The sequence below is a fragment of the Klebsiella sp. Ech2A genome (assembly GCF_030078455.1).
Taxonomy (GTDB): domain Bacteria; phylum Pseudomonadota; class Gammaproteobacteria; order Enterobacterales; family Enterobacteriaceae; genus Klebsiella; species Klebsiella terrigena.
Genome location: NZ_JAQGFU010000024.1, coordinates 1 through 23,344, shown reverse-complemented (window position 1 = coordinate 23,344; position 23,344 = coordinate 1). Strand labels below are relative to the sequence as shown.

The following is a 23,344-nucleotide window of genomic DNA, read 5'->3' as shown; positions in this document are numbered from 1 at the left end:
GAATACAAGAACTCTATGTTTGCATTTTGTTAAAAAACATTTTTTGCTCTGATATTAAAAAATATCAATCCATAACGCCTTTTTATCAAACCCGCTCCATATAGAAGGGGCAGGTATAAGAAGATTAGTGTAACAAACAGGGGCACCACATTCAAACAAGACTTCTTCAACTTTATCGACAGGAAAACATTTAGCTATCGAAGCCATATATTTAAAATCGACCTCGTTATCGACAAAAATATCTGATAGTGCGCCGCATAAATCGAAATAGATTAGTTTACCCTCCATATTTTGAACTCCTCAACTTTCTATTCCGGACTGTCTGCCGCTCAGAACGGAACGCTGCCCTGCTCATTCCTTGAGCCATAAGTGAATACTAAATCCCTTTTTCTTTGCAATCGCTATCTTTTAATAAACCCAAGCTAATCTCGATATCTTTATCTTTATCTTTATCTTTATCTTTATCTTTATCTTTATCTTTAATCTCAGGAATTTTCAATGGATGACCATCTTTATCAAGGCGCCAGTAATAATCTTTATTCTCAGCGGTTATTTCATAGCATTACCCATCAGGACTTGAATCAGAGAATGGGCTGACTATTTGAATATTTTCATTGCGTTCGACAGTGACCGACTTCGTTTGGTAAGCGGTGATGAAAATAAGAGACACCAGGCCGACAAGCAATAATTTTCATTGAGATTTATATTTCATCAATCATTTATTTTTATGTTCTACGTCAGAGGAATACAGTATTTGAATTTTTTAAGTGGAGAAGGATTTTTCAAATATCCCTTCATTTTCTTTAGATCTTAGAATAGCTATCCTGAATGCCAGGGATAAACCTTGCCTGGCATGGACACGAACTAAAACTATCAAGCGCCCCTGCCAGAACCTGGCCTCCATCGAATGTATCTGCGGCTCCACCTAAGATTTTGTACGTTCCCGGGTGCTTACCGCAGTTAACCATATCTCCTTCTCTGGCAGCAGAAACGCCATACCATTGAAACGTTGGATCGCCGGTAAGGATCTTTCCACCGCAGGTGGTACTATCACCAACTCTTAAAAAATAGCTGACGCTCATTATGTATCCTTTATTTTAAAATATTATGGAAGTATGTGGAAAGCACGACTAATTTCACTAGCGACTACTTCGCTCCGGGCCGATATCTGAACGTTCTGGTGATTCTGTCCCAGATATCAACCAGCTGTGAATCAGTATAGGTTTTCGTTTCCATACCAGAATTATTCAACTCAACAGAAAATATTGGATGCCTTGAATCAACTACATCTTCATTACCATAAAAAGTGAATCTGTAGGCAGAAACACTTTTCTCTTCTGGATGATAGATATCCTGCTTGCCTTTCATCAGCCACTCTTCTGCATTTATCTCCGGCAGTTTTACAGCCCCTTTTTTCAGAGTGTGAGCACCAACCCAGATGATGGCGGCATTGATTTCATCAGCCCTTTCTAATAGAGTTTCAGCTTTTCGAAGAGTATTATTGCTGTTAACAATAAGGCCAAAGTCATCACTATTATATATGATATTAATAACGTCATGCGATATCATACCCGCATCCTTAATAAAACCCTCTGGAATACAGATGCCGGACTGTGCTGGCACCTCATCATCCTTTCTTCCCTTTAACCGGGAAAGCAGGCTTTGCATTTCTGCCAGCTTCTGTGGTTTATCGTTTAGATCGCTTTCCTTCGATCCGCTATTTAAGTAATTATCTCTATATTTATAATATTTTGGATCGGACAGGTCAGTAATTTCAGTTGTAACAATAAATGCAATATCATTGCTATAAAGATGTCCTTCAAGAATCCGTCCGAAACCGGGAACACTTCCGTTTTCATTGCGATCAAAAATGACTGTGTTCCTGTCGATCCGGTATACGTGCTTCAGAAAAGGCTGATCTCTCGGATTAACCGTTTGACTTTCTCCCAACTCCTGCTCGCGCAGATTGACACGCTGCGCAAACGCCGGTGGATAGAGCCGCTTGCTGGCAATTCTCATCTCATTAATCTTTACCTGACCCACCGCAGCGTTATTGAATGAAACGGGCACATCAAAAAGATAGCGACCAATACACTGGGGTTTGGTCTGCTCAAAAAGTTTATCCGTCATTTGTTTTTCCTTAGCCGTTAAAGGGGCTGCCGGCCACGGGCGGGTGAGCAGCCAAAAAATCGTACCGAGAATAAGGACGACAACAATCAATCCCACCCATAAATGCCTTACCCGCATGAGGTGACCTCCCCGGCTATTCTTATAATCGAGCGTAACGTGAACTTCATCGGCAGAAAGTTCACGAAGACATTACATGGTGAAAACTCCTATTCAGTACGTTTGGCTGGCTCTCCGGAAGAAACGAAAAGCAATTCCATGCGTCCATCTTTTTTCTTCATTTATATCGCAGGGAATTCACCAGCCTGTCCCAGATTTCAATCATCTGCGCTTCGCTGTAGCGCGTTTTTTTATACTCACTGCCGAACCCAATATTAAGATTCGGCTTATCCGATGTAACATCTCGCTCATTAGCATAAAGCATAAAATTATAGAATGTGTTCTTTTCATCTTTTCCCGTCGCAGAATTTATGATGGTTTGGGTACCGCCGAATAACCATGACTCTGCCTGAATGCCGTGCGGTGAAAGTGCCACTTTTTTAATGGTGTACTGATTTGATGTTTTAAGTGCCTCATTAATTTTCGCGCTGCGGTTAAACAACGTGTCGTCTGAGCCCTTGATTGTATTGTCCATATCGACACCAAAAACAAAATCATCATTTTCATACCGGAATGTGAGGCTTTCCTTATGCTTTCCACCATCATCCACGATAAACCCATTCGGAATACACACCCCTTTAGCCGACGGAATATCCTCATCTTTTCTGCCACTAAGCCGTGATATCAGGGACTGCAGGGCCGCCAACTTGGCTGGTTTGGTGTTAGTCTCTACCCCGGAAAAACCAGCATTGATATACAATTTTTTCTCATCCGCATACTTAGCAGCAGATAAGTCTAAAATCTTGGTTGTGATAATAAAAGCGATGCCATTTATATAAACATGCGCTTCCAGATGCCGGAATGAGTCCGCAGAACCAGAGTTATTTCGATCATAAATCACACCCTTATCGTTCTGTAGTCGAATAATCTGCTTTATAAAGGGTGCATTTTCTGGCTTATTCCCTGGCTTGTTTATTACATCATTAAGCACCTGCTCCCTTAACTATACCCGCTGTTTAAACGCGGGTGGATAGAGAGGTTTGCTTTCAATTTTAAAGTCATCGATAAAAATCATATCGTGAAGCTGATTGTTGAACGACTCAGGAACGTCAATCACATAGCGCCCGATGCACTGCGGTTTGGTTTGCGCAAACAAAGTATTTATCACTGCACTGTCCTTCTGCACTGGCGTGGATGCTGTAGCCGGGTCAATAAAAAGCATCCCGGCAGCCATAAGCACTAAGGCAGAAAGTTCACGAAGACATTGCATGGTGAAAGCTCCTTTTCAGTACGCCTGGCTGGCGATCCGGAAGCGGCGACGAGCCACGCCAGGCGCACATCCTTATCCGTCATTTATAGCGCAGGGAATTCACCAGCCTGTCCCAGATTTCAATCATCTGCACTTCGCTGTAGCGCGTTTTTTTATACTCACTAGTGAGCCCCATACTAAATCTTGGCTTATCTGCTGTAGCATCTCGTTCATTGGCTTTAAAATCAAAATCATAGAATTTACTTTGTTCATCCTTCCCCGTTGCCGTATTTCTGATAGTTTGAGTACTACCAAACAACCATGACTCCGCCGGAATACCGTTCGGTGAGAGCGCTGCTTTTTTTAAAGTGTACTGATTTGATGTTTTAAGCGCTTCATTAATTTGCTCACTACGGTTAAACAGGGTGTCTTCTGAACCCGGATATTTATTATTTGTATACACGCCTAAAATAAAGTCGTCATTTTCATACTGGAAAGTGATTTTTTCAACATGCTGATTACCATCATCCCGGATAAACCCATTCGGAATACACACCCCTTTAGCCGACGGAATATCCTCATCCTTTCTGCCACTAAGCCTTAAAATCAGGGACTGCAGGGCAGCCAACTTGGCTGGCTTGGTATTTGCGTCGGTCTCAGAAAACCCTCTTGACAAATATTTTGATTTTTTTTCACGGTATTTTTTATCTGAAAAGTCACGAATACCCGTAGTAATAATAAAGGCTGTCATGCCTGAATAAATATGGGCTTCCAGCTGCCTGTATATATCCGGGGCACCAGACTCATTATGATCGAAAATAGCGCTTATGCCATCAGGCAGAATAATAACCTCTTTTAAAAACGGGGCATTTTCAGGTCTGTTACCTGGTTTATTAGTGGCATCGCGCAGCGCCTGCTCTCTTAACTGCACTCGCTGTTTAAAGGCGGGTGGATAGAGAGGTTTGCTTTCAATTTTAAAGTCATCGATAAAAATCATATCGCGAAGCTGATTATTAAACGACTCAGGAACGTCAATCACATAGCGCCCGATGCACTGCGGTTTGGTTTGCGCAAACAAAGTATTTATCACTGTACTGTCCTTCTGCACTGGCGTGGATGCTGTAGCCGGGGCAATAACAAACATGCTGCCCGCTATAAGAGATAATGCTGTAAGCTGCCGAATAACATTCATGGGATCGGGATCTCCTGAACCATTTTCACAATGGCCCTGAGGGTAAACCCCAGGGCTGGCCTGGTTTGTATATCCTTCAGGCTGCTGACTTTGTAGGCATCCTGATGGTCAACTCCAGTTGCCAGAACGCTTTTGATTTCGCTGTTACGGCATATGGCGCTCAGCGATTCCACCGGTACCGTGCCATCCCCCGGCGTTTTTGACGAGGTGACTACATACATCTGAGACCGATTAAAAGGCAGGGGGATCTCCCGGTAGTTGTTTGGCAGCTTCCTGTCACTTTCATGCCTATTTTTCGGGTAGGTAATGGAAGTTTTTCGCCACGTCAGGGTACCGTCGGAGTCGATTTTATGACCATAAAAGGCATAAGTATTCGGATGATAAAGATTATCTAAACCTTCAATAAATGGTTGGACATTTTTATCAATGAGATCGTTGTACTCAATCCAATTACTCTGACTAACTGCCTCATCCTTATCGATAATGTCGGACTCGTACAGGCGATACCAGAGGGTCTTATTCAGGTAAATTTCACCGAAGGGATCCCGGGTCTGCGGCAGTTTGACATCGCAGCCATCTTCTCCAGCACCTTCCACGGTCAGCCAGGGAGACCCGGAAAGGTATTTCGCCGAGGGCAAAAGCTGAAGCGGCGCAGGAGCCCTGGCCAGGACCGGCATCAGCTCTTTAGCGGTATTACCCAACACGGCCCCGGCCATGCCCTCCTGTTTTGCGCCAACCTTCATGCGACGGTACGCCGCCGGTGAGCCAAGGTCGGGGATCACCCCATGTACTATCCCCAGAATCTTATCTTTTGCCCCGCAGACCTGCGACGCATAGCGTGCCACCAGCCCGCCCATGGAATGGGTGACGATAATGACTTTTTCTTGCCCGGCGGGGAAGGGCGTGCCGTGGCCGCGTTGATTTTTGTAGAGGCTGATAGTCCTGTCGATAAAGGTTACCAGTCCTTCCGCCGAGGTTTTATTATCCTGAAGCCAGTTATAGCCATAGACGTGAACCGGGAATAAAAAGTTCTGAAAATGGTTCAGCTCCTCCTGAGTCAGGACAGACTCGCCGGTAATTTCAGAATATTTGCCCTCAGACAGAGTTTTACCGACCAACTGACTTAGCACGCCATTTTTCTCCGGCACTGATTTGCCGTAGTTAACAAGATTCTGCTGCCAGTCATCCATCAATGCGCCCTGCAGGACGCTTAAAAACTTACCGTAGCTGAAGGATAAAACCTCTCCCCAGCCCCTCTCCCGGCGGGTTGTAAATAATTTTCCGTCATCAGAAAGCGGAGAATAGATGGTCTGGTTAATATCCCCACGGTTATCCACCTTCGTGGAGTCAGGATTAAGCAGTTCTCTTCGTTCAATACCATCCTTTCGTGCCCATTTAAGAAATACCCCCCCCAAACTATCGCCACGCCAAATATCATTTTTATTACCTTCGCTAGTGCTCATCAAATTAGTCCCCATCACTCCGGGAAGGAAGATAACGGGGATCGCTTTGACAGGCGGGTGAAGCAAAACAGCTTTAGCATTCTCTGATTTTTTCTGATTCTGTATGCCGGGCCAGCAGACCTGTCCACTGTCGTCCCATTCTGGTTTTATGCAGGTTATAGAGGAGCTGCTCTCATTACCTGTCGTATCTTCTTCCGCCATGAATTCCGTCCTTTTTCCGTTCAGAAAATACTCTTCAGAAAGACCTTCGGGGCAATCAGCCCGGTGCTTTCCCCGAAGATATGCTCCGAAAAAACAGAGCGCCTTATGTTTTATCCAGCAAAGAGGCGTTGAGAGAATCGATATTAATATTATTCTGCACCGCCATAGCCCCTGAAGCGGAGGTCGCCAAACTTTGCTGCGTGCCATCCCCGCCAGTTAAACCCAGCATCAGACCGGCAACAGGTGAGTCATCCGATAACCGCTTGACTTCAGGCGTTATGGCAAAATCAATATTTTCCCAGCTCTGCGCCGCCTGGCTCATACTCTGCCCGCCAAACTTCTGCCACACCGCCGCCCGCTGGATGATTTTGTCCGGTGCCGCGCATTCCACGACACCATCCGCAATACGGATATAGCCTCCTCCGCTGGTGAGAATAATTTCCTGCTTCGCGCTGATAACCAGCTTGCCTTCGCTGCTGCTGATGCGGATATCTTTCAGCGCATCCAGCGCCATTTCATCCCCTTGCGCCTGTATCTCCACCTTTCCTTTGCTGGCAAAAATTTTGATACCCAGCTTTTGCGCAAACAAACTCACCCTCTCCCCGGCCGCCACGGTGAATCTTTTCAATGCACTGAAATCAGTGTGTTTTCCGCTGGTGCTGATCACATTCTCCCCCGCTGACAGCTGCACGCTTTTGGGCGTGCTCTGTGCAATCCCCTCCGGGGCAGAGAGCAATAACGCCGACTGTTTCAAATCAGTCAGCGCCTGATCCAGCAACGCCTTCTGAGTCTGGATATCGGCCAGTTCAGCTTTGGCCGTTTCAACTGCACTGCTCAGGGTTTCGGCCTGGATTAACGCCTGCTGCAGCTGGCTCAGCGCCGCCCCCATCTCCAGCACTTCCCCTTGCGCCTGCGCCTGACCATCGACGCTGATAAATATCCCTTTCTGCGCCCGGATGGCGCCCCATGAATCCGTGCGCAGCTCAAAGCCTTCTCCGCGCTTCTGCTTCTCAGCATCCACTAAATGTCCGAGATTCAGCTGGCTCTTGCCACCGTACTCCGTCGAGACCTTGATGTGCTCCTGGCCGCGGTTATCGTCGAGGCGGATTTTGTTGTTCGCAGGCGTCCGCAGGACGTTACGTTTGTAGTTGCGGATGGTGACGTGGTCGCCGTGGGCCGAGTCGTGCAGCACGCCGGCGATATACGGTCTGTCAGGGTTACCGTGCTCAAAGCCAATCGCCACTTCGGTACCCGTCAGCAGCGGCAGGTGCAGGCCGTAAGTGTCGCCCGCGTACGGGCGGGACTGACGCACCCACAGGCTTTCGAACCCGGTCTCCCAGCCGTCGCGGTCGAACAGCATATTCACCCGATAGCGGCCATCTTTATCAATATGGCCGTAGGCGTCGTTCTCCGTGGTACTGGTCACGCGGGCAGGCAGCGTACCGGCCATCACCGGGCGTGAGCCTGGTTCGGAACGGAAACCAAAATCGACGCTGTCCGGGATACCCTCAAAGTTAACCCCAAAGTCTTCATCACGGCGGGCATGCGTATGCATTGCGGTGACGACCACGCCCTGACTGAAGGTCTCCGCCACCTCATAGCCGCCCGTGACCTTCAGCACCTGACCCGGAGAGAGCGTCGGGCTGCTGGTAATCGCCCGGGTCCGCGTCTGGCCGTTCAGATAGCGTTCATGGCGGATACGGGCATAAAAGGCACCGGATTCCGCGGCCGGGCTGCGGTCGTACGCGCTGCCCGGCGTGAGATAATTGTCCGCATAGTGATAGGCATCACCGTAGGTCGTGCTATCGCCCCGAGTGGCATCCACCTGCGCATTCATGTCCTCATTCGCCTGACGGTAGTTGTAGTCGCGGGTGCTGACCTGCTGCTGCACCACGTTGTGATGACATTCCATCTCCCAGACCGAGTCCACCCCTTTCGAATGCTGGCCCGACAGCGGTACCGACGGCAACGTCAGGCCTTTCTCGTAGCCTTGCTGGCTGTCGTAAAATGCCACCACGTCGATGTTCAGGCGCGTGTCGGCGGTAAAACAAAACCAGATCCCCACCTCGCCCAGCAGGCGGGTGATGAAGCGCAGGTCGTCTTCACCGTACTGCATCACCTGCTCGCGGCGCGGGTATTCCTTACTCAGCGAGAACAGAAAATCCTGACCGCGCATGGCGTGGCGCTCGCGCAGGATTTTTTCGACGATTTGTGGAACGGACAGGTCCTGATAGATGGCGTTCTGGCGCGAACGATCGAGCAGCGCCAGACGCGGCTGGAGCGTCAGCGCGTAGTGGGTTTCATCCGCGGAAGTACTGAGGCGTTCAAAGCCCGTCACTACGCCCTGAATCACCCGCACCGGCTGCTGCAGCTTAATGCCGAAGCCCTGATCGACCGGGGCCTGTAGCGTCAGGGAGCCGGGTTTCATCAGCATCATCTCTTTGCTGATGGCATGCTCGGCGCTGGTGAACTCAATGCGATAGCTGAACGGTCTGCTCAGGGCTTCCTGGCCTTCAAAAGCCAGCACGTCCAGCGCTGGCTTACATCCCTTAATCGCCAGCTGGTGGTGGTTATGGCTAAATCTGGTTTTGGGATTTGTACTCATAATGCCGCTCCTCCGGCTTCGCTAAACTCCAGGGCGACACCGTTATCCTCGCTCCAGCCTAACAACAGTGATGACAACTCCCGCTTCTCCGCCATATGGCTCAGCAGCTGCTGGCTTAGCACCGGCAGAATCTGCTGATTGAGCAGGCTGTCGACGTTGCGCGCACCGGTATCCGGCAGCAGACAGGCCGCGGTAAGCGCGTCATACAGGCTCTCGTCGATATGCGTGGCCACACCGTAGTGGCGGCTCAGGCGTTTGCTGACCTGCGCCAGCTTCATCTGCACGATGGTACGCATCGCGGTTTCCGCCAGCGGGCGATAAATCACGGTCTGGAAACGGGCCAGCAGCGCCGGCTGGAAGCGATCGCGCAGAATGGGGCGCAGCTGTTCATGTAAATCAACTTCGGTAGCTTCCGGCCGGTCGTCCAGCAGCTGCATGATAGGGTCGCCGCCGAGATTGGAAGTCATCAGAATCACGGTGTTACGGAAATCGATTTCACGTCCTTCACCGTCGCGCATAAAGCCGCGGTCGAACACCTGATAGAACAGGTTCATGACGTCGCGGTGGGCCTTTTCCACTTCATCAAGCAGCACCACGCTGTACGGGCGCTTGCGTACCGCTTCGGTCAGAATGCCGCCCTGGCCGTAGCCCACGTATCCCGGAGGTGAACCCTTCAGTTGGGAAACGGTGTGCGGCTCCTGGTATTCGGACAAATTGAGAGTGATAAGGGATTTTTCGCCGCCGTACAGCGCGTCCGCCAGCGCCAGCGCGGTCTCGGTTTTGCCAACGCCGCTTGGGCCCACCAGCAGGAATACCCCCTGCGGACCGTTTTCAGCCGTCAGCCCGGTTTTGGCGGCCCGCAATCGCTGGGCGATGGCGTTGAGGGCCGCACTCTGCCCCACCACGCGTTTACCGATTTCACCTTCAAGGTTCAGCAGTTCGGTCTGCTCGTCCTTCATAAGCGAGGAGAGCGGGACGCCGGTCCAGTCGGCAATGACGTTGGCGACGGTGCGAACATCCACATCAACCGAAAGCAGCGGACCGCTTTGCTGAATATCCTGCAGCCGCTGCTGCAGTTCGTACGTTTCAGCCTGTAAGGAGATATCCTGACGGCTCTCCAGCAGCCGCTCCGTCAGCCTGAGCTCCTGACCGTACTGGGTTTCCCGCTCATCGAGTTCGACAATCAGGCGCACCTCTTCCTGTTCAATCATGGCCAGGCGTTCGCCATCCGCGTGATTGCCGACGGCGATATCCTCCAGCAGCGCCTGCTTCTCCATTTCAAGAGACGTAATTTGTGCGCGGATGTGGGTCAGCTGTTCTGGCACGGTATCAAGGCTCATACGCACGCGGGCGCTTGCGGTATCCAGCAGATCGATCGCCTTGTCCGGCAGCTGACGACCGGTCAGATAGCGTCGTGACAGAGCGACCGCAGCGCGTACAGCGTCGTCGGTAATGTGGACGTTGTGGTGTTCGGCGTAGCGAGACTTCAGGCCGCGCAGCATCAGGCAGGCGGTATCATCATCCGGCTCATCGACTTTCACCATCTGGAAGCGACGCTCAAGCGCCGCATCGCGTTCAAAGTACTGTTTGTATTCGCTCCATGTCGTGGCGGCGATGGTGCGCAGTTCCCCCCTCGCCAGCGCGGGCTTCAGCAGGTTGGCAGCATCGGCGCCCCCCGCCTGATTGCCGGCACCGATAATGGTGTGCGCTTCGTCGATAAACAGCAGAACGGGCGTCGGCGACTGTTGCACCGCGTCGATGACGTTTTTCAGACGCTGCTCGAATTCACCTTTCACGCCGGCCCCCGCCTGCAGCAGGCCGAGGTCGAGAGTGCGCAGGCTGACGGCTTTCAGCGGTTCAGGTACGTTACCTTCGGCGATGCGCAGCCCCAGCCCTTCCACAAGAGCCGTTTTGCCCACGCCCGGCTCGCCGACGAGGATCGGGTTATTTTTGCGGCGTCTGGATAGAATATCCACCATCTGGCGGATTTCCGTATCTCGACCAAATACCGGATCGATGCTGCCTTCCCGCGCCCTGGCGGTGACGTCGAGGGTATATTTATCCAGCGCGCTCTGCAGCACCGGATTAAGCTCACCTTCTTTTATCCCGGCCCCAACCGGACGACCGACAAACTGCACCTCTCCGCCATTCTGCGCCAGCTCCGCGTCCTGCTGCGCTTCCGGGCGTTCGTCAGACTGCGTATCGAGCAGCGGGCGCAGGCGCTGCAGCTGGCTCTGCCCCAGCGTCAGCAGCGGCCACAGGCCGTCGCAGCGTACCAGCTTAGGTTGATCCACCAGCGCCATCAGCAGATGCACACCGCGAATGCGTTCTTCGCCACTCAGCGAGGCCCGCATCCAGGCTTCGCGCATCAGGGTTTGGGTGCTATCGGCCAGCTGCGGGCGGCTGCGTACCGAGCGCGGCAGCGTATCGAGCCAGTCGAGTAAATTCTGCCACAGGGCGTCCATATCCCATTCATAGCGACGCGCCAGTACCGTGAGGTCACCCTCGCCCTGCTCCAGCAGCTTCAGCAGCCAGTGCTCCGGCAGAATTTCAGCATGCGCTCGCGTGAGGCACAGGGAGGCAGCCCCTTCCATCGCACGGGCGCAGTAGGGGTTGAGACGTCGCAGGAGGATTGCCGGATTTTCCATGTTCTTAAACTCGCTGTCTGGGGACCTTCAGGCACGCTACCGCCCATCGCTTTTCCTTGTCGTAAGGAACCTAAAGCGCATCAGGTCAGATTTTTCGTTTTCGGGATGTTTTACTCAGTACCCGCCGGGCAGATACTCAGGAAAACTGCGGACAGGTTGCCCCATCCGCATCGGGCTTACGCGGTGGCGCGTTCGTTCCAGGAGTCGGAATGAATGATGTTGCCGTCTTTGTAGGTCCAGGTGATTTTTTCGTAACGCAGCTCGATCTGCTCGAGGTGGTTATGCCTTTCGTAGGAAGGGTCCTTGATGTCGTGCATTTTCGGCGCGACCTTCACCAGCTTGACGTTCTCCAGTTTGGTGTTGAAGTACTCCACCTCCTGGCCCGCGTCGTTGATTTTGTACCATCTGAATTCGGCAGATTTTAGGGTCTGGCCGGTAGTCACCGCCTTGTACAGATACGGGCTGGAGGAATCGATCTCCTTGGTGAACAGGAACGGAGTATGAATGCGGGTGCCGGTCAGCTTGCCGGTGTTGTTGTCGGTTGGGATGTACAGGTTGTGTTCCTGCGCCACCACCTCGATGCTGCCTTCACGATCTTTCACGTCGACGGAACCTTTAATATCCGCACCGCCGTCGTCTTTCAGCCAAAGATAAACAGGAATTGCCATGAATTACTCTCCATTGTGTTGTGATGCGCCATCATCCTGCGATGACGCCTGGTGGGTGCCCGGTATCTGGCAGGCGTTCGCCTGCGGTACCAGACTGATTTCGACACGGCGGTTCAGCGCGCGGCCTTCCGGCGTGTCGTTGGTCGCGATCGGGCGGCTTTCACCGTAGCCCTGTACCGCAAAACAGCTTTCCGACACGTCGCCGGTATCCCGCATCCAGTCCCGCACCGCTTCGGCACGCTTCAGGGACAGCGTCTGATTGCGTTGGGGGTTGCCGGTGTTATCGGTATGCCCGGCTATCACGATCAGCCAGCCCGGTTTAGCCCTGACGCCAACCAGCGAATTGACCAGCATTTTGGTGGAGCCGGCTTTCAGTACGAACCTGCCGGAATCGAACAGCGACATGCTGTCGAGACGGCTGATTTTGGGTGGCGTAGCTAACTTTGCCTCCAGTTTTGGCGAAGGCGGCGGTACATACGAACGGATCGCATCCAGCACCGGCATACGTAACCGTTCCCCCTGATACAGGCCGAGGCTCATCCGTAGCGGTTCACCGTTGCGCGCCCAGCCGTCCAGCTGAGCGGAATCCTGACGTAATACCTTGACGGCATCGGCTTTGGGACCGTAGTCATCCATAGAGAGCTGGTGGTAATGGGCGACATCGAAACTCAAACGGTGCAACAGCTGACGATTGTTCCAGCCGCTGCTGAGCAGCGCCACGATGGCCGCCAGGGTGAAAAGCCCGAGTGCGCAGCGCCAGGCGCGGCCAGGAGGCGTGGGGCCCTGGCTTTCCGGTAAGAGCGGGAGAACAAAGTCCGGGAATAGCGCTATTGTTGTGCTGTCAGCCCCCACCGGCTGCCAGCCAGCAGCGCGCAGTATGGCGGTGTGGCGCGTCAGCCAGGCGATCCAGATGGAATCAGTGAGGCTACCGGAAACGTTCGGCCCAATACCCCATAGCATCGCAGCGGGGGCAACTGCCGGGATATCCGGATTCTTATCGATAAATACCGCTTTGACGTGGCTTTGGGACCAGGTCATCAGGCTGTTCATCAGCACCTGCTGCTGCATAGCTACCGTGCCACCTGTCGAGACCCATGCAGAAATAGGGCTGGGTGCCGAGGACTCCCGCCAAACGCGGATCCCTTCCTCCGCAACAGCGGCCTGCCAGAGCATGTCATTCATCATCGCGCTGCCGGCCTGGACGCTCAGGAGCAGCGGTACCGTATGCCCGATGTCACGACGCAGCTGGCTGATGTACCAGCGCAGAGCCAGCAAACGACTGGTCAGAACTTCGCTGTCCGCATGCTGCTGCGGGCAGACGCTGACCATCACCGCGAGCTGCCGCCCCCAGTTCGGACGCAGGCATAGCAGCTGCCGCGTCAGATGCGCCAGGTTCTGATGCTCTTCAACCTTGATCCAACATCCCTGAGTGACGGTCAGCACCTGAGACCGTTCTGGCCAGATTTGCGGCAGATCGCCGCAGACCAGCACCACCGGCTGGCGATAGGTCGCTTCAGGAAGATTATCCAACCGCAGGGCCACGTCCTGCTCGGAACGGCGCCTTGTGACGTAGCCAATTATCGCGATCAGCCCCAGAGCAACCAGCAGTACAAGAACGGAAATCAGCCGGGACGCCGGCAAAAATCCCAGGCACACAACGGCGCTCAGCAGTGCCGCCCACAGCGCAAGCCCGCGCCGTTGCGCCAGACTCATTTCGCCACCCCAGGCAACAGGGTTATCAGCATCCGATCGAGCCAGGAGTTCAGCGCCCACCACAGGCCAGCCGTCGCCAGCGCGCTCACCGCGATCCGTACAGGCCATAATGACAGCCAGCGCCCTATCACCCGATATCCGCGGCTTTCTACCATTAGCCGCTCGGTTTGCGGATAGCTGAAGGGTGAGACATGGTCAGCGAATGCCTGTATCAGTTTCTGACGGTTGGGGTCATTCAGCGACCGGAAATCACCGAGGAACCCCAGCATCATGACGCGCTGAAAGCAGGTGAGCACCGCACTGTCTGGTGCAGGTTCACGCAGTACATCTCGCATACGATCGCACAGGGTATCTCCGGCATCCATGGTGCCGAGAAAGTGCCCCTGTAGAGGAACGTCATACCACTGTACGCAGGCGTCATCTTCTACGCCGCGGCCTTTAACCGCCTCATCGAGCAGCGCACACTGTGCGGTGAGAATATGCTGACAGCTGGCGTCATCCAGCTCGCTCTCTTTCAGCGCGCGCTGGACGCGCTCCACGTCCGCAACACAGCGTTCCCACAGCAATCGACCTTCCCCTTCCTGAAATTTTGGGCCGTGGCGCAGGCTGATAACCTGCAGCCATGTGTCCTGCAACAGCGCATCAATATCAATGGACGCGGAGATGCCGCGTTTGCGCTCGCTCATGTTCTCAGTACCGCAAAGAGTTCAAGCTCAGGCTCGCCGAGCATTCCCGGGACATAAAACATACAGCAGCCGCTTTCGAGCATGTCGACTGCCAGGGGATGGGACACATCGAGGCTGAAATACTGATTCTCCAGGCGCAGAGGAATAGCGGCCGGTACGTGGCGTAGCGGTATCAATGGCACCCCTACCCGAGAGGAGTTAACGATACCCCGGACGTGATCCGGGCTGCCTACTTTGCACTGGCGCGGGAACTGCTCCTGCAGCTGAGCGACCGGGATGGGAGAGCGTACGGATAAGTAGTAGTCGGCACCTTCGCGCAGACGAGGATCGTGCAGGCGCGCCTGCCAGAAATGCAGACGTTTATCGTACTCAAGCTCAACGGACACCACCCGTGAGGGCAGGCTGGCCTCCAGCAGGTCGCCCAATAAGTCAAACAGCGGCGGGAAGACAGCGTTCAGCTGTTCGTGCTGCCAGCCCGGAATGACGCTGCTCTGATGCTCAAGGGAGAACGTGAGCAGGCTGCCGGCAAGTCTTGCCAGTTCCGGATACAGTCGTTCAGCCGGGATCTGCGGATATCGTAAAAACTGACTGAGTACCGGCTCCGCGCTATTCAGGGCATTAAGCAGCCAGAAAAGGGACACGTCAGCCACCGCAAAATCTGCCATCCGCGCATTGCTTTCCCGGCGCATGGCCATCAGGCGGGTCAGCCGGGCTCGCAGCTGGGTCATCAGCTGTTCGAGCTGGGCCACCAGCCAGCGGCTGCCCTGTACGGATAGCAGCGGCGGGAGAAAGCTGCCATCAAGCTCCCAGATGCCCTGCGAATCCTGTAGCAGACGGGCCACCGGACAGGTCAGATAATCGCTGTTGTTCTGATGAGCAAAGCGTAGCGTCAGTTCCGGCTGCATCACCGCAATCTGGCGGGTGTCTTCACCATAGTGGTTGCGCACGTCCCGCCACCGCTGGCGGTAACGAACCGGGCGATCTGCCATCTGATCGGGTGTCAGGCAGTTACCGCCATTAGCCCGTAACAAGGGCAGAGCCAGCACCACCACGGCGTCACGTGATTCGCCGTCCAGCGACAGAGCTGGCGGCAGCGCATCGGCATTATCCGTATCAATGAGCGAACCATCCTGAAAACGGACATGCAGCCTGCGGGCCTGCAGACGACCGAGTTTCAGCATGTCCGGTTCAAAGGTCGACTCAATCACCCCCCAGGGATGGTTGAGCCCCAGCCGGGCAATGCATTCAGCAGACCAGGCCGCATACGCAGCCTGTTGCTGGAAGTGCTGGGGAGAGATCATGATGCCCCTGCCCCATAACGGTTGTTCCGTTTTCATCTGCTTCCTGCCTTAGGTTACGCTTTCGCTTTCGGCATCTGGGAAACCAGCGACAGATTGACGTCCATGCCTTCCACCTGGAAGTGCGGCACGGCAAACAGCTTCACGCGGAAGAAGCCCGGGTTATCCTCAATATCTTCCACCACCACCCTGGCGTCGCGCAGCGGATGCGACGCCTGCAGCTCGTCGCCCGGGTCGGTCATTTCGGTCACCAGGCTTCGCACCCAGGCGTTGAGCTCCAGCTCAAGCAGGCGGCGGTCCTTGGTGGTGCCGATGTTTTCACGCTGAATAAGCTTCAGGTAGTGCGCGATGCGCGACAGCAGGAAGATGTAGGGCAGCCGCGCGTTAATCCGGCTGTTTGCGGTAGCGTCCGCGGTGTCGTACAGCGCCGGTTTCTGGGCCGAATTTGCCGAGAAGAAGCAGGCGTAATCCCGGTTCTTATAATAAGAAAGCGGAATAAAACCGAGGTTGGCGAACTCAAATTCGCGAGTTTCCGGCAGCATCACTTCTGACGGAATTTTCACCTGATTGCCGGTGCCGAGATCGTACAGATGAATGGGCAGGTCCTGTACCGCGCCGCCGGCCTGCGGCCCGCGGATCTGCACGCACCAGCCGTTGTTGATAAAGCTTTTCACCATATTGGCCGCAAAGGCGAAGGAGGCATTGGTCCACAGGTATTTGTCGTGTTCCGGTCCCTTCACCTCTTCGACGTAGTTGAAGCTGCGCACCGGCACGGTGTCCGGGCCATACGGCAGGCGGCCCAGCACGCGCGGCATCACCAGGCCGATGTAGCGAGAGTCGTCGGTTTCGCGGAAGCTTTTCCATTTGATATATTCGGCGCGATCGAAGTAGTTGCCGATATCCTTGATGGCCGCAACCTGCTCCATGTTCTCCTTTAAAAAGAACGCCGGTCCCGCGGAGCCAATAAAAGGCATGTGCGCGGCGGCGGAGACCTTTGAGATATTACGCATCAGCGCCACGTCCTGAGCGGAAGCATCGAACTCATAGGCGGAGATAACCGCGGCAATAGGCTCGCCGCCCGGGGTGTCGTATTCCGCGATATAGGTCTGCTTATACAGCCCGCTCTGGATAATTTCCGGAAAGTCCTCGAAGTCCTGGCGCAGCTCCTCTTTAGACAAATCGAGGAGCTCCAGCTTGACGTTCTGGCGAAAATCGGTTTTATCCACCAGCGATTTGAGCCCACGCCAGACGCCCTCAGTGCGCTGAAAATCCCGGTGATGCATGACTTCATCAAGCTGACGGCCAATCTGAAAATCCAGCTCCGCAATATGATGGTCGAGGATCGTTTTATCCAGCTTCTCCACTTTGTGCCCGGATTTTTGCAGACACTGCATAAATACTTTCACCGCGGCGGTCACGCGCGCGTCGGCGGAGGTTTCCGCCATAACGGTGGTATCATCAAAACCGTTTAAATCACCGAGCTCAGCCACCGGCGTTAAATTTATTTTGTCAAACAGTGAGGCATATACCCCACCCTGCGGCAGGTGTTTTTCGACAACGGCGCCACCCGCCAGATTTTGGGATTCGTTATTGACTGACATTAGCATTTACTCGTCATTATTCCGTGATAAAAACGTCCAGTAATTAATCCTGGGCCGGGGCAAGCGCATTCAGTTCATTACGCAGCTCTGCGGAAAGCGCGGGGTCTTTTAATATAATCTCCAGCTCTTTCCGAAAAGTCATATTATCCAGAAGATTTGATTTCAAATCGCGCAGCAGATTACGCATCGCGAGCATTGCACGAAGCTGCGGGATCTGACGCGCCACCGCCTCCGGCTCGAAGTCCTTCATATTCTGAAAAAAGAGCTTCACGTTTTCTTCAGAACCATCGTTGGCGAGGGTGTTTTTAACGGTGAGATTGACTTCCGGATTAAGATTAGCCAAGACGCTGTTAAAATTATTCTTGTTGATGTCTATCTTATCGCGCTCAGAGAGCGTGCCCTCTGCCTTGCCGTTGCTGAAGTCACCCACGCTCAGGAGCTTTAGCGGAAGCTCAACTTTCTTCTGAACTCCCCCCGTCAAAAGATCCAGCTTTATATTTACACGCGCACGAGGTATTTCGTTCTGAAATGATTCAGACATATATACTTATCTCCTGAATAAATTAATCACTTAACCTGAAATATTGTCACTGTAGAGGATGCGGCTTTTTGTTTTTACTCTAAATTCATCGCGGCGTAAAGCCTAAAAAACTCAAATAACCCGTAACGGTAATCGCTAATTAAAAACAACCCGCGCCATAAGCCCGACATGACAGGCCTGGCGCACCGTCACCCGTTAATATTCATTTTAAATAAACCCACGTCACAAAAACAAATAACATTCACAACGACAATGAGAATGCCAAATTAATAACTGAAATAATAAAATAATATTTTTCAAGTCCGGTGTCGGACATTTAAAACACCATAAGGAGAGGAGCAGGCGGTATTGACGTAAGGAGTGGTATTGACTAAAGAAGCGGGCAGGAGAAAGCCGGCGCGGACGACGCTGACCGCTAATGCACGTTCGGCCGGTTGCCAGAAACAGAAAAACCCGGACAGCAAACGTGTTGCCATCCGGGTTTCGCGCGGGCGACGCTATTGACGTCGCGAATTAGTTTGCCGTAGCGGCAGACAGTTCAAGCTTCGGGCCCGCCAGGGCCAGGCGCGCGCCGGCCTCGGTATCGCTGTATTGTCTGAAGTTATCGATAAACAGCTGGGCCAGACTCTCGGCTTTCTCCTGCCAGCCGTCGGCAGAACGCCAGCCGCTGCGCGGATCGAGCAGCGCGCTGTCAACGCCCGGGATGCTCTGCGGAATCGCCAGGCCAAAGACCGGGATTGTCTCCGTACGCAGAGGACCGGTGGTATCGTTTAAGATAGCGCTGATAATGCTGCGGGTATCGCGCAGCGACAGGCGTTTACCCTCCCCGTTCCAGCCGGTGTTGACCAGCCAGGCTTCGGCGCCCGCTTCCGCCATTTTGGCGGCCAGCACGCTGGCGTACTGCGTGGGGTGCAGCAGCAGGAACGCCGCGCCGTAGCAGGCGGAGAAAGTTGGCGTCGGTTGGGTGATACCGCGCTCGGTGCCGGCCAGCTTCGAGGTGAAGCCCGACAGGAAATGGTACTGCATCTGTTCGGTCGTCAGACGCGAAACCGGCGGCAGCACGCCGAATGCGTCGGCGGCGAGGAAAATCACCCGCGCCGGATGGCCGGCGCGAGAGACCGGCTTGACGATATTTTCGATATGCGACAGCGGGTATGAAACGCGGGTATTTTCGGTCTTACTGCCGTCGGCATAATCCACCGTGCCGTCAGCCCGGACCACCACGTTTTCCAGCAGCGCATCGCGGCGAATCGCCTGATAAATCTCCGGTTCCGCCTGCGGATCGAGGTTGATGGTTTTGGCGTAGCAGCCGCCTTCAAAATTGAAGACGCCGTCATCATCCCAGCCGTGTTCATCGTCGCCGATAAGCTGGCGCAGAGGATCGGTGGAAAGGGTCGTTTTGCCGGTACCGGAAAGGCCGAAGAACAGGGCCACGTCGCCCTCTTCGCCGCGGTTAGCCGAACAGTGCATCGAAGCAATGCCCTGCTGCGGCAGCAGATAGTTCATGACCGAGAAGAGCCCTTTTTTCATCTCTCCGCCGTACCAGGTCCCGCCAATAAGCTGAATTTTCTCGCTCAGGTTAAAGGCGACGAAGTTCTCGGAGTTAAGGCCCTGCTCCTGCCACTGGTCGTTGGTGCAGCCCGCGCCGTTGAGGACCACGAAGTCCGGCGTGAACTGTTCCAGCTCCTCGGCGTCGGGAACGATAAACATGTTTTTGACGAAGTGAGCCTGCCACGCCACCTCGGTGACAAAGCGCACGCCGAGGCGCGTATCAGGGCTTGCCCCGCACCAGGCATCAACCACGTACAGCTTTTTACCGCTCAGCTGTCCGGCAACCCGCGCTTTGAGGCTGGCCCAAATCTGCGGCGTTAACGGTTTATTGTCGTTGCGGCCAAGCCCGGCATCGGACCACCAGACGGTATCGCGGGTCAGGTCATCCCTGACGATATATTTGTCACGCGGCGAACGTCCGGTAAATATCCCGGTATCAACGGCCACTGCGCCGGATGCGGTCATCACGCCGCGCGCTGCGCCGGTGAGTTCCGGGCTGGTTTCATGGGCAATCAGCAGGTCGTAATCGGGGTTATAAAATAACTCGCTGCTATCCTTAATACCAAGCTCGCGCAGAGCCTGTTTTACTAATTCGATATCTGGCATGGAACTCCTGACAAACAGCTGGCTAGGTAAGATGTATTCATTATTTCAGCCCGTCATTGCGTTCTTCTGTGAATTCCGGTGTAAAAAACCACAGCAAAATGAAATAACGGGATGAGCCGCCTGGAGCAGCGATATTATAGCGGTGCTCGTAGGGTATCGCCTGTTCTTTACGACAACTCGTATTAACTGCTTAGGAATACGCTCAATCTGAGAAAAATGTTAACACCTGTGCTTAGTTATGTTAATTGCATAGTTTCTATGCGTTATGCTAAAATTGCATAGCATTAAATACAGCGTTAAGGAACGGATCCGTGCTGGCTAATCTTGAAGTGAAGTGGCTGTACGATGTCATTGCTCTGGAGGAGTCCAGAAGCTTTACTCTGGCGGCTAAAACCAGAAATATATCGCAATCCTCGTTCAGCCGCAGGATTCAGGCGCTTGAGGCGTCGTTGGGCTTCAGCATCTTCGACCGCGGGGTTAACCCGCTGCAGCTCACCACTCGAGGCAAAATTTTCGTCGGCTATGCGCGAAATATGCTGGACGATATGGACTTTCAGATTAGTCGCATTAAGGGGCTAAATAATACGACTCAGAAAATAAGAATCGATGCCGCTCCGTCGCTCTCTGTTTTAGTCCTTCCGGAATTAATTGCTGGCTACACCGATATAAAAAATAAAACCTTCCACGTCGAATCCATTAACGTTAACGAAGCCGTATTTAACCTCAAGGAAGGCAAGAGCGACTTTATTCTGTCGTTTTATAATGAGGAGTTAATGAACTATCCGTTTATTAACCACAAAATTTTCGACTCATCGGTGCACCTTGTTACGCCCTGCGATGAGAGCGGCAGACCGCTCTTTCATCTGCACCGCGGCGTTTTGCCGCTGATGAGATATGCCAACGATAGCTATATGGGACGCCAGGTGAATCAGGTTATCGACCGCACGCCGGGGATCACCTTCTCGCTGACCTTCGTCTCGTCGATGAGCGAGCTGCTTAAGCGTATGATCCTCAACGGCGACGGCGTGGGCTGGCTGCCGCAATACTCTATCCAGCGCGAGCTCGATGAGGGCCGCCTGGCCATTATGGACGCTACCCTCTCGCTGCCGATCGGGGCCTATATGTATCGTTCCGGCTCGCGGCTTAACCAGTCGGCCGAGCGCTTCTGGCAGCATATTAAATCCCGGGATGCCCGCCAGTCCTGAGCAATAAAACCGGCGGCTTGCACCCGTCGCCGGCTAAATAGCGAATTCGCCAGTTGGCAGAAAATTCGCTATCATCCGCCTCCTCTTTCCCAGGCGAGCCGCCCGATGTCTACGATCGTTGATACCTTTATTGCCCCGCCGTGCCATGCAGAGATTGAGATCCTTTATCAGGACGATCATCTGCTGCTGATCGCAAAACCTGCCGGCCTGCTCAGCCTCTCGGGGAAAAACCCGCGCAATCTCGACTCGGTGCACCATCGGTTAGTCCAGACCTTTCCCGGCTGTACGCTGGTTCATCGCCTCGATTTCGGGACATCCGGCGTGATGGTGATTGCCCGCAGCAAGGCCATCAACGCCGCCCTTTGCCAGCAGTTTAGCCAGCGTGCGGTGAGCAAAGTCTACAGCGCGCTGCTGTGCGGGCACCTGGCCGATGACGAAGGAGTGATAGACGCCCCCATCGCCAAAGACCCGGCGCTGTTTCCGCGGATGACCATTTGCGCCACCCGCGGCAAGCTGGCCCGCTCCCGCTATCGGGTGCTTGAGCGCCTGCAGCGCCCGGGTGAAGACGGGACGCTGCTGCCGCTGACCCGCGTGCGGCTCACCCCGGAAACCGGTCGCACCCACCAGCTGCGCATTCACTGTCAGCTCGCGGGGCACCCCATTTTAGGCTGCGATCTCTACGGCGGCCTGCTGCTACCCGGCACCGAGAGCGCGCCGCGCCTGATGCTGCACGCCAGCGAACTGCGCTTTACCCACCCGGTCAGCGGGGAGCTAATCAACGCCAGCAGCGCCAGTCCGTTCTGAAACCCGCCGGCCGGCGGCGATGAATCCGGCGGCGCGTCCCTGACATCAACCAGCAGCAGCGTGCCGAAGCTGCCGGCCGGAACGTGATGCACGGCGCCCTTCGGCACAAAGCAGTAATCGCCGGCGGCGAGGTTGAACCGCCTGCCGTCAATGACCAGCGGCAGCGCCCCTTCCAGCACCAGCAGCAGTTCGTCGAAGTCATCGTGCGCTTCGGCGGCGATCCCTTCGCCACCCATTTTTATGACCTTTACGGCGCTATTGCCTACCGCGCCCAATACCCGCGACTGCCAGACCTGCTCCAGCCCGGCGGCGATCCGGTATACAGAGTTAATCTCCATCAATGCCTCCTGCAGGCGAATGCCAGCCGCAATCAATAACCGATCGGCGCCATCGCGCAAATACGGATATGTTAGTTGCATACGCAAAATCATTCGCTGCGCCGGGAAGCATCTGCCGAACGGCCTATATCGACGAGGCCGCAAAGACGCCGGGCGTGATGCCATAATGCAGGCGGAAGTATTTAATCAGGTGGCTTTGATCGTAAAACCCGACGTCCGTCGCCACCTGGGCGGCGCCGAAGCCTTTCGCCAGCAGCCCTTTGGCTCTGACCAGGCGCAGCTGCGTCAGGTACTGATGGACCGACAGCCCGGTCTGCGTCTGGAAGGTGCGCATAAAATGAAACTCGCTCAGCCCGGCGACCCCGGCAATCTCCTTAACCGTCAGCGGCTGCTGATAGGCGCAGTGTAAAAACTCGATGGCGCGACGAATGTCGGCGCGGATCGCATCCCTTCGGCCACCGCGGGCGCTGCGCCCGGCATAGCGCCCCACCAGCATATTCAGCACCTGGTACATCAGGCACTCTTTTTCCAGCGGATCGCGGCTGGCGCCAAGCACCGCGGAGGTCTGCAGCATGCTGCGCGCCATCAGCGGGTCGTGGCGCATCCCTTCGCCGCCAAAATGGACCTCGCCGGTGCCGGTAAGCACCGTTGCGGCCACCTCATCGATCAGCTGCGCTGAAGGATAAAATGCGCAGTAATCCCAGCCTTCGTCACGCTGCCCCGCTTGGCCGGGATGCACTTCGCCGGGC

18 protein-coding genes and 2 pseudogenes are annotated in these 23,344 nt (G+C 54.2%); 2 read left to right on the top strand and 18 right to left on the bottom strand.

What is annotated here, in order from left to right; all coding sequences use genetic code 11:
• Positions 1–54: 54 nt before the first annotated feature.
• The 16 genes and pseudogenes from PFH44_RS07780 to pckA all read right to left on the bottom strand — a co-directional run bounded on the left by PFH44_RS07780 (position 55) and on the right by pckA (position 20,248).
• A complete protein-coding gene (locus PFH44_RS07780) occupies positions 55–288 on the bottom strand; it encodes a DUF7079 family protein (protein WP_283824732.1) in 234 nt (77 codons plus the stop codon).
• A gap of 88 nt (positions 289–376) precedes the next feature.
• Positions 377–499, bottom strand: a complete 123-nt coding sequence (locus PFH44_RS07775; protein ID WP_283824731.1) for a hypothetical protein — start codon at positions 497–499, stop codon at positions 377–379.
• A gap of 304 nt (positions 500–803) precedes the next feature.
• On the bottom strand, positions 804–1,082 hold the full coding sequence (locus PFH44_RS07770) for a PAAR domain-containing protein (RefSeq protein ID WP_072051879.1): 279 nt from the start codon (positions 1,080–1,082) through the stop codon (positions 804–806).
• Between the two features lie 64 nt (positions 1,083–1,146).
• Positions 1,147–2,226, bottom strand: coding sequence for a T6SS immunity protein Tli4 family protein (locus PFH44_RS07765; protein ID WP_283824730.1), 1,080 nt, complete (start codon positions 2,224–2,226; stop codon positions 1,147–1,149).
• Positions 2,227–2,404: 178 nt separating this feature from the next.
• Positions 2,405–3,496: pseudogene (locus PFH44_RS28065) on the bottom strand (T6SS immunity protein Tli4 family protein).
• Between the two features lie 79 nt (positions 3,497–3,575).
• Positions 3,576–4,667, bottom strand: coding sequence for a T6SS immunity protein Tli4 family protein (locus tag PFH44_RS07755; RefSeq protein WP_283824729.1), 1,092 nt, complete (start codon positions 4,665–4,667; stop codon positions 3,576–3,578).
• Positions 4,664–6,331, bottom strand: coding sequence for a lipase family alpha/beta hydrolase (locus tag PFH44_RS07750; RefSeq protein ID WP_283824728.1), 1,668 nt, complete (start codon positions 6,329–6,331; stop codon positions 4,664–4,666). Before PFH44_RS07750 ends, PFH44_RS07755 begins: the two co-directional genes overlap by 4 nt.
• Before the next feature lie 103 nt (positions 6,332–6,434).
• Positions 6,435–8,936, bottom strand: a complete 2,502-nt coding sequence (locus tag PFH44_RS07745) for a type VI secretion system Vgr family protein (RefSeq protein WP_283824727.1) — start codon at positions 8,934–8,936, stop codon at positions 6,435–6,437.
• Positions 8,933–11,584 (bottom strand): type VI secretion system ATPase TssH, encoded by a 2,652-nt coding sequence (tssH, locus tag PFH44_RS07740; RefSeq protein WP_283824726.1) that lies wholly within the window; start codon positions 11,582–11,584, stop codon positions 8,933–8,935. Before tssH ends, PFH44_RS07745 begins: the two co-directional genes overlap by 4 nt.
• Before the next feature lie 176 nt (positions 11,585–11,760).
• Complete coding sequence (gene hcp, locus PFH44_RS07735; protein WP_283824725.1) at positions 11,761–12,252, bottom strand: type VI secretion system effector Hcp; 492 nt, start codon at positions 12,250–12,252, stop codon at positions 11,761–11,763.
• A gap of 3 nt (positions 12,253–12,255) precedes the next feature.
• Complete coding sequence (locus PFH44_RS07730) at positions 12,256–13,965, bottom strand: OmpA family protein (protein ID WP_283824724.1); 1,710 nt, start codon at positions 13,963–13,965, stop codon at positions 12,256–12,258.
• Positions 13,962–14,651, bottom strand: a complete 690-nt coding sequence (gene tssL / locus PFH44_RS07725; RefSeq protein WP_283824723.1) for a type VI secretion system protein TssL, short form — start codon at positions 14,649–14,651, stop codon at positions 13,962–13,964. Before tssL ends, PFH44_RS07730 begins: the two co-directional genes overlap by 4 nt.
• Entirely contained in the window at positions 14,648–15,988 is a 1,341-nt protein-coding gene (tssK, locus tag PFH44_RS07720) for a type VI secretion system baseplate subunit TssK (RefSeq protein WP_283824722.1), read from the bottom strand. Before tssK ends, tssL begins: the two co-directional genes overlap by 4 nt.
• 17 nt (positions 15,989–16,005) lie before the next feature.
• On the bottom strand, positions 16,006–17,556 hold the full coding sequence (tssC, locus tag PFH44_RS07715; RefSeq protein WP_237372307.1) for a type VI secretion system contractile sheath large subunit: 1,551 nt from the start codon (positions 17,554–17,556) through the stop codon (positions 16,006–16,008).
• Positions 17,557–17,593: 37 nt separating this feature from the next.
• The gene (gene tssB / locus PFH44_RS07710) at positions 17,594–18,091 is read right to left on the bottom strand and encodes a type VI secretion system contractile sheath small subunit (RefSeq protein WP_133598342.1); all 498 of its coding nucleotides are present in this window, start codon (positions 18,089–18,091) and stop codon (positions 17,594–17,596) included.
• A gap of 513 nt (positions 18,092–18,604) precedes the next feature.
• Entirely contained in the window at positions 18,605–20,248 is a 1,644-nt protein-coding gene (pckA, locus tag PFH44_RS07705; RefSeq protein WP_283824721.1) for a phosphoenolpyruvate carboxykinase (ATP), read from the bottom strand.
• Positions 20,249–20,559: 311 nt separating this feature from the next.
• On the opposite strand from pckA, the gene PFH44_RS07700 reads away from it, so the two are divergent.
• A complete protein-coding gene (locus PFH44_RS07700; protein ID WP_041146137.1) occupies positions 20,560–21,453 on the top strand; it encodes a LysR substrate-binding domain-containing protein in 894 nt (297 codons plus the stop codon).
• A gap of 105 nt (positions 21,454–21,558) precedes the next feature.
• Positions 21,559–22,257, top strand: coding sequence for an RluA family pseudouridine synthase (locus PFH44_RS07695; protein ID WP_283824720.1), 699 nt, complete (start codon positions 21,559–21,561; stop codon positions 22,255–22,257).
• Positions 22,258–22,343: 86 nt separating this feature from the next.
• On the opposite strand, the pseudogene PFH44_RS07690 reads toward PFH44_RS07695, so the two are convergent.
• Positions 22,344–22,493, bottom strand: a pseudogene (locus tag PFH44_RS07690) (cupin domain-containing protein); the annotation flags it as partial.
• Between the two features lie 226 nt (positions 22,494–22,719).
• Positions 22,720–23,344, bottom strand: a 625-nt coding sequence (locus tag PFH44_RS07685) for a helix-turn-helix transcriptional regulator (RefSeq protein ID WP_283824719.1), incomplete at its 5' end; no start/stop codon positions are given.